Raw genomic sequence first — 5,734 nt, forward strand, 5'->3', positions numbered from 1 at the left:
GGTCGAGCGCGCAGCGCTCGCTGACGCTCGCGGCCCCTCCACCACCGCTTCGCGGCGGTCCCCCTCCCCATCGCAAGTCGATGGGGAGGATCGGCTATGCCTACTTCCGGTCGTTACCCTCCCTTAAACCTATCCCGCAAATCGCCGCGCAAACGCCGCGGCGGCGCCGAACAGGCCGGGCTGCGGATGGGTGATCAGCTTCACCGGCAGCGCCGCCATGAACCCCTCGAACCGCCCCTTTTCGATGAAGCGTTCGGGAAAGCCCGATCGCACCAGGCTATCGCGAATGCGCAGCCCCAGCCCGCCCGCAATAACCACGCCGCTCGCCCCCTGCGCCAGCGCCAGGTCGCCGGCGACGCTGCCCAGCGACAGGCAGAAGCGGTCGATCGCTGCGGCGGCCAGACTGTCCTGCCCGCCGAGCGCCGCGGTCCAGATCGCCTTGTCGTCGAGCGGCGTCACCGCCCGGCCCTCGAGCCCCGCCAGCGTTTCGTAAATATCGACGATCCCCGGTCCCGACACGATTCGCTCGATCGAAACGCGCCGGTGACGCTTGCGCAGCCGGGCGAGGATCGCATCCTCGATGCTGTCGAGCGGCGCAAAGTCGATGTGCCCGCCCTCGGTCGCCTGCACCCGATAGTCTGCTCCGTCGCGCCAGATATGCGCGACCCCCAGCCCGGTGCCGGGACCGATGACACTGATCGTCCCGATCGCAGGAAGCGGCTCGTCGGGGCCGGTCAGGCGCTCGAAATAGCTCGCGTCGGCCTGTGCAACGGCATGGCCGACCGCCTCGAAATCATTGACGAGCACATGGCGGTCGACCCCCAGCTTTTCGCCGATGAGTGCGGGCCGGATGATCCACGGATTGTTGGTGAAGCGAATGATCTCGCCGCGCGTCAGCCCGGCAATCGCGATCGCCACTGCACGCGGCAGCCCGCCTTGCCGTTGTGCAAAATCCTCCCAGGCGGTCTGAAAGCTTGCATGGTCCTTGGTGTGCAGCGTCGTTGCCTCACCCAGCGCCAGGACGCGGCCGCCCGCAACCTCGGCTATCGCAAAACGCACATGGGTGCCGCCGATATCGACCGTGACGATCCGTTCGTTCATGACTCTCCCTTGCCGGTCGTTTGCGGCTCCGGCGGCCGGAATGTCGCATGGGTCGCGCGGATGCAACAGGGCATAGCTATGCGCTATTCCCGGGATCGATATTCGCTTTTGGGGAAATGGCGCACCCGGAACGATTCGAACGTCCGACCCCCAGATTCGTAGTCTGGTGCTCTATCCAGCTGAGCTACGGGTGCGTGGAGAGGCGCCTTTAAGGGGCAGCGCGCAGCCGCGCAACCCCCTAATTCGGATTTGTGACCGGCGCGCAGGACGACTGGCGACGGACGGCGTCGAGCTTGCCGATTTCCGACGGATCCTGAAGCAGCAGGCGGATCAGCGCGATGCCCTTGTCGTGATTGGTTCGTACGACTTCGGCACCCGGGGGCACAGGCTGTCCGTTCCGCGCCAGAATGACGCGATACGGCTTGCCCTCGGCCTCGATATCATTGCGGACAAAGATCACGTCGGTCGCGCCGTCAAAAATGCTGAGCGAACTATAGCGGCCATCGACCGGCGTCACGTCGATCGCCAATGGCCCGTCCGACAGGTCATAGGGGCAGCTGGAATAGGCCAGATCGGGGCTGGGGCGCACCACCGGCTGGCGCGCCGGCGTCGCCAGATTGCCATGCGACATCCGGTTGACACCGCCCTGCCCCAGCCGCTCCATCGCGACATTCATCAGGCCATAGGGAATCACGACGATCGCGGTCCATGCAGTCACGGTCGCGAGAATCGTCCCGGCGATCAACGGGCCGAACCAGTTGCGCATCTTAGCAACCCTCCTTGACGATGGCGGGAAGCGATGCCTTTTCCGGGTCGGCACGAAACGCCGGGCCGGGATTATACATGCGCAGCGTCAGGTGGAAGGATTGGTCCTTGATGCCCGGCAGCCAGGCACCTTCGATCGGTCTTGTCGGCGCGATGGTGACGCGCCACACGCCCTGATCGTCGGTTGCGACGTTGGCGCCGTTGACCGACCAGATATTGGCATCATTGGCGACCAGATAGCCTGCCGCGTCATAAATCGTCACGCTCCACCAACGCGCGTCCAGCAGCTTGCCCGACAGGCTGTAGCGGCAATTGCCGTCGAGCGGCGCGCCCGCCGCGTCGGTCTTGGACGACCAATAGACGGTTTCCTTGGCGGGAAGTGCCAGCAATCCCGCGCGCGCCACCGCCGCGCGGGTGATCGCGCCGGTTGCCTTCGTTCCGTAACCAAGCGAGGTTGTCCATGGACCGTTGACGATCTGGCCGCCCTGCAAACCGCCACCGGTGAGCCACCAGGCAGCACCGAGACCGAGCGCCAGCCCGCCCGCCAGAGCGATCGCATAGCGGTGCCAGCTTTTCATATGCTTCCCCTCACCACTCCCCACCGTAGCCCTGAGCCTGTCGAAGGGCGCTTGTCGGTGAAGCGCCCTTCGACAGGCTCAGGGTCACGGTTATAGTCTCAGCCCCGTTTCAACGCCGCCTGCGCGGCCGCCAGCCGCGCAATCGGCACACGGTAGGGCGAGGCGCTGACATAGTCGAGGCCGGTTTTTTCGCAGAAATGGATGCTCGGCGCGTCGCCGCCATGCTCGCCGCAGATGCCGAGCTTGACGTCGGGGCGCGTCTTGCGACCGCGCTCCGCCGCCAGTTCGATCAACTGGCCGACGCCTTCGATATCGAGGCTGACGAAGGGGTCGGTCAGGAAGATACCCTTGTCGACATATTGGGTCAGGAAGCGGCCCGCGTCGTCGCGGCTGATCCCGATCGTTGTCTGCGTGAGGTCGTTGGTGCCGAACGAGAAGAATTCCGCGCTCTCGGCGATCTCGCCCGCCATCAGCGCGGCACGCGGCAGTTCGATCATTGTGCCGACGAGGTACGCAATCTCGCGCCCCTTTTCGGCGAACACCGCCTTCGCCTGCGCATCGACCACGGCCTTCATCAGGTCGAACTCACGGCGCGTCGCGACGAGCGGGATCATCACTTCGGGGATCGGCGCCGCGCCGGTGGCGGCAGCAACGTCGCACGCCGCCTCGAAAATCGCCCGCGCCTGCATCTCGTAGATTTCGGGGTAAGTAACGCCCAGACGGCACCCGCGGTGGCCGAGCATCGGGTTGAATTCGTGCAACTCGTTCGCACGCGCCTTCAGCGCTTCGATCCCGACCCCTGCCGCCGCGGCGACGTCGGCGAAATCCTCTTCGCGCGTCGGCAAAAACTCGTGGAGCGGCGGATCGAGCAGGCGGATCGTCACCGGCAGCCCAGCCATGACCTCGAAGATCGCGGCGAAATCGCCGCGCTGTTCGGGGAGCAGCTTGGCGAGCGCGGCGCGGCGACCCGCCTCATTCTCCGCCAGGATCATCTCGCGCACCGCGGTGATGCGCGCGGCGTCGAAGAACATATGTTCGGTGCGGCACAGCCCGATGCCCTCGGCGCCAAAGTCGCGCGCGACCTGAGCATCTTGGGGGGTTTCGGCATTGGCGCGCACCTTCATCCGGCGCACCTTGTCGGCCCAGCCCATCAGCACGCCGAAATCGCCAACGAGTTCGGGCAGCAGGGTCGGCACCTCGCCCGCCATCACCTCGCCGGTCGAACCGTCGAGCGTCAATATGTCGCCCTCGCGCAGTTCGCGCCCGGCAACGCGTAGGACGCGCGCATTGCCGTCGATCGACAGCCCGCCCGCGCCCGAAACGCACGGACGCCCCATACCGCGCGCGACGACCGCCGCGTGGCTCGTCATCCCGCCGCGCGCGGTCAAAATGCCCTTGGCGGCGTGCATGCCGTGAATGTCCTCGGGGCTCGTTTCGACGCGGACGAGGATCACCGCCTCGCCCATTTCGGCGGCCTTTTCGGCGGCATCGGCGGTGAACATGATCTTGCCCGACGCCGCGCCGGGGCTGGCGGGCAACCCCTTGGTCAGCACATCGCGCGGCGCATCAGGGTCAAGCGTCGGGTGGAGCAGCTGGTCGAGCGCGCCGGGATCGACGCGGCCCACAGCCTCTTCCTCGGTGATCAGTCCTTCGGCCGCCATGTCGACCGCGATCTTCAGCGCCGCCTTCGCGGTGCGCTTGCCCGATCGGGTTTGCAGCATCCACAACGTCCCGCGTTCCACGGTGAACTCGATGTCCTGCATGTCACGATAATGCGTTTCGAGTGTGTCGAACACGCGGCCCAGCTCGGCGAAGGTTTCGGGCATCGCCTCTTCCATTGACAGCGGCTTCGCCCCCGCCCGCTCGCGCGCGGCCTTCGTCAGATATTGCGGGGTGCGGATGCCGGCGACGACATCCTCGCCCTGCGCGTTGATCAGCCATTCGCCGTACCAGGCACGCTCGCCCGTCGCCGGGTCGCGCGTGAAGGCGACGCCGGTCGCCGATGTGTCGCCCATATTGCCGAACACCATCGCCTGCACATTGACCGCGGTGCCCCATTCGGCGGGGATCGAATTGAGGCGGCGATAGACTTTCGCGCGGTCGCTTTCCCAGCTCGCGAACACGGCGCCGACCGCGCCCCACAGCTGATCGTTCGGGTCCTGCGGAAAGGGCGCGCCGGTCTCGCGCGCAACGATCGCCTGATAGTCCTTAACCAGCGCCTGCCAGTCTTCAGCCGACATCTCGGTATCGAGGTAGAAGCCGCGGTCTTCCTTGGCGATTTCCAGCGCTTCCTCGAACTCGGCATGGTCCAGTCCCATGACGACGTCGGCGTACATCTGGACAAAGCGGCGATAGCTGTCCCACGCGAAACGCGGATCGCCCGACGCTTCGGACAGGCCGACGACAGTCTTGTCGTTGAGCCCCAGGTTGAGCACGGTGTCCATCATCCCCGGCATCGACACGCGCGCGCCCGAACGCACCGAGACGAGCAGCGGATCGGCGGCATCGCCGAACGTCTTGCCTGTGATCCCTTCGATATGCGCGATGCCCGCAGCGACTTCTTCGACCAGTCCCGCGGGGAATTGTTCGCCATTCGCATAATAGGCGGTGCAGACGTCGGTGGTGATCGTAAAGCCCGGCGGCACCGGCAGGCCGATCGAGGCCATTTCGGCGAGGTTCGACCCCTTGCCGCCCAGCAATTCCTTCGCACGCTCGGCCGTCGTGGCCGCGCCGCCGAACAAATGCACCATCTTCGTCATGTCTTACTCCTGCTGCCCCGGGGAGGAGGTTGCGGCTGGATAGGGTGGAGATTTGCTATCGTCGATTCAGATTTACTTCGTTCGCTATAAGCGAGCCACCCCTACCCCGTCTGTGTCGAGCGAAGTCGAGACACGCTATGGTTTGTGTCAGACATCTAGGTGTTTCGACTTCGCTCGACACGAACGGAATAAAGGTTGGCCTTACCCTTCGATCTTCGAGAAATCGGCTACACCATGCACCGCGCCGGTAAATCGCGCGAGCAGTCCGAGCCGATAAGCGCGCACCGCCTCGTCGGGATCATTGACCATCACGCCATCGAAAAAGGCATCGATCGGCGCGCGGAGTGACGCGAGCGCGGCCATGGCGTCGGTGAAGCGTTCGTCAGCGACGGCGGCGGAAGCGGCGGGTTCGGCGGCGTCGAGGGCGGCGAGAAGGGCAGCGTCATGCGCCGTCATGCTCTCCGGCGAAAGCCGGAGCCCAGGGAGTGCGTCCGCCGCGGTGGGTTCTGTGCCGCCCTGGGCTCCGGGGTT

General features: G+C 65.7%; 5 protein-coding genes and 1 tRNA gene. All 6 read right to left on the bottom strand.

Translation table 11 applies throughout. The features are described 5' to 3' along the window. Nucleotides 1–129 precede the first annotated feature (129 nt). A complete protein-coding gene (locus IR187_RS16540) occupies nt 130–1,101 on the bottom strand; it encodes a glucokinase (protein WP_194955671.1) in 972 nt (323 codons plus the stop codon). A 117-nt stretch (nt 1,102–1,218) separates the two neighbouring features. Beyond that, a tRNA-Arg gene (locus tag IR187_RS16545) sits at nt 1,219–1,295 on the bottom strand. 44 nt (nt 1,296–1,339) lie between these two features. Continuing rightward, nucleotides 1,340–1,867 (bottom strand): DUF1254 domain-containing protein, encoded by a 528-nt coding sequence (locus IR187_RS16550; protein WP_194955672.1) that lies wholly within the window; start codon nt 1,865–1,867, stop codon nt 1,340–1,342. A gap of 1 nt (nt 1,868) precedes the next feature. Then, the gene (locus IR187_RS16555) at nt 1,869–2,444 is read right to left on the bottom strand and encodes a DUF1214 domain-containing protein (RefSeq protein WP_194955673.1); all 576 of its coding nucleotides are present in this window, start codon (nt 2,442–2,444) and stop codon (nt 1,869–1,871) included. Between the two features lie 98 nt (nt 2,445–2,542). Beyond that, nucleotides 2,543–5,203: a pyruvate, phosphate dikinase gene (gene ppdK / locus IR187_RS16560; RefSeq protein WP_194955674.1), complete on the bottom strand. Its 2,661-nt coding sequence runs from the start codon at nt 5,201–5,203 to the stop codon at nt 2,543–2,545. Between the two features lie 201 nt (nt 5,204–5,404). After that, nucleotides 5,405–5,734: DALR anticodon-binding domain-containing protein (locus IR187_RS16565; protein WP_267463801.1), on the bottom strand; the 330-nt coding region annotated here is incomplete at its 5' end.

This window comes from Sphingopyxis solisilvae (genome assembly GCF_015475875.1).
In the GTDB taxonomy this organism is placed as follows: Bacteria; Pseudomonadota; Alphaproteobacteria; order Sphingomonadales; family Sphingomonadaceae; genus Sphingopyxis; species Sphingopyxis solisilvae.

Bases quoted from the DNA above. Each gene is read 5' to 3' on its own strand.
- ppdK (WP_194955674.1), bottom strand. From the start codon at position 5,203: ATGACGAAGATGGTGCATTTGTTCGGCGGCGCGGCCACGACGGCCGAG.
- IR187_RS16550 (WP_194955672.1), bottom strand. From the start codon at position 1,867: ATGCGCAACTGGTTCGGCCCGTTGATCGCCGGGACGATTCTCGCGACC.
- IR187_RS16540 (WP_194955671.1), bottom strand. From the start codon at position 1,101: ATGAACGAACGGATCGTCACGGTCGATATCGGCGGCACCCATGTGCGT.
- IR187_RS16555 (WP_194955673.1), bottom strand. From the start codon at position 2,444: ATGAAAAGCTGGCACCGCTATGCGATCGCTCTGGCGGGCGGGCTGGCG.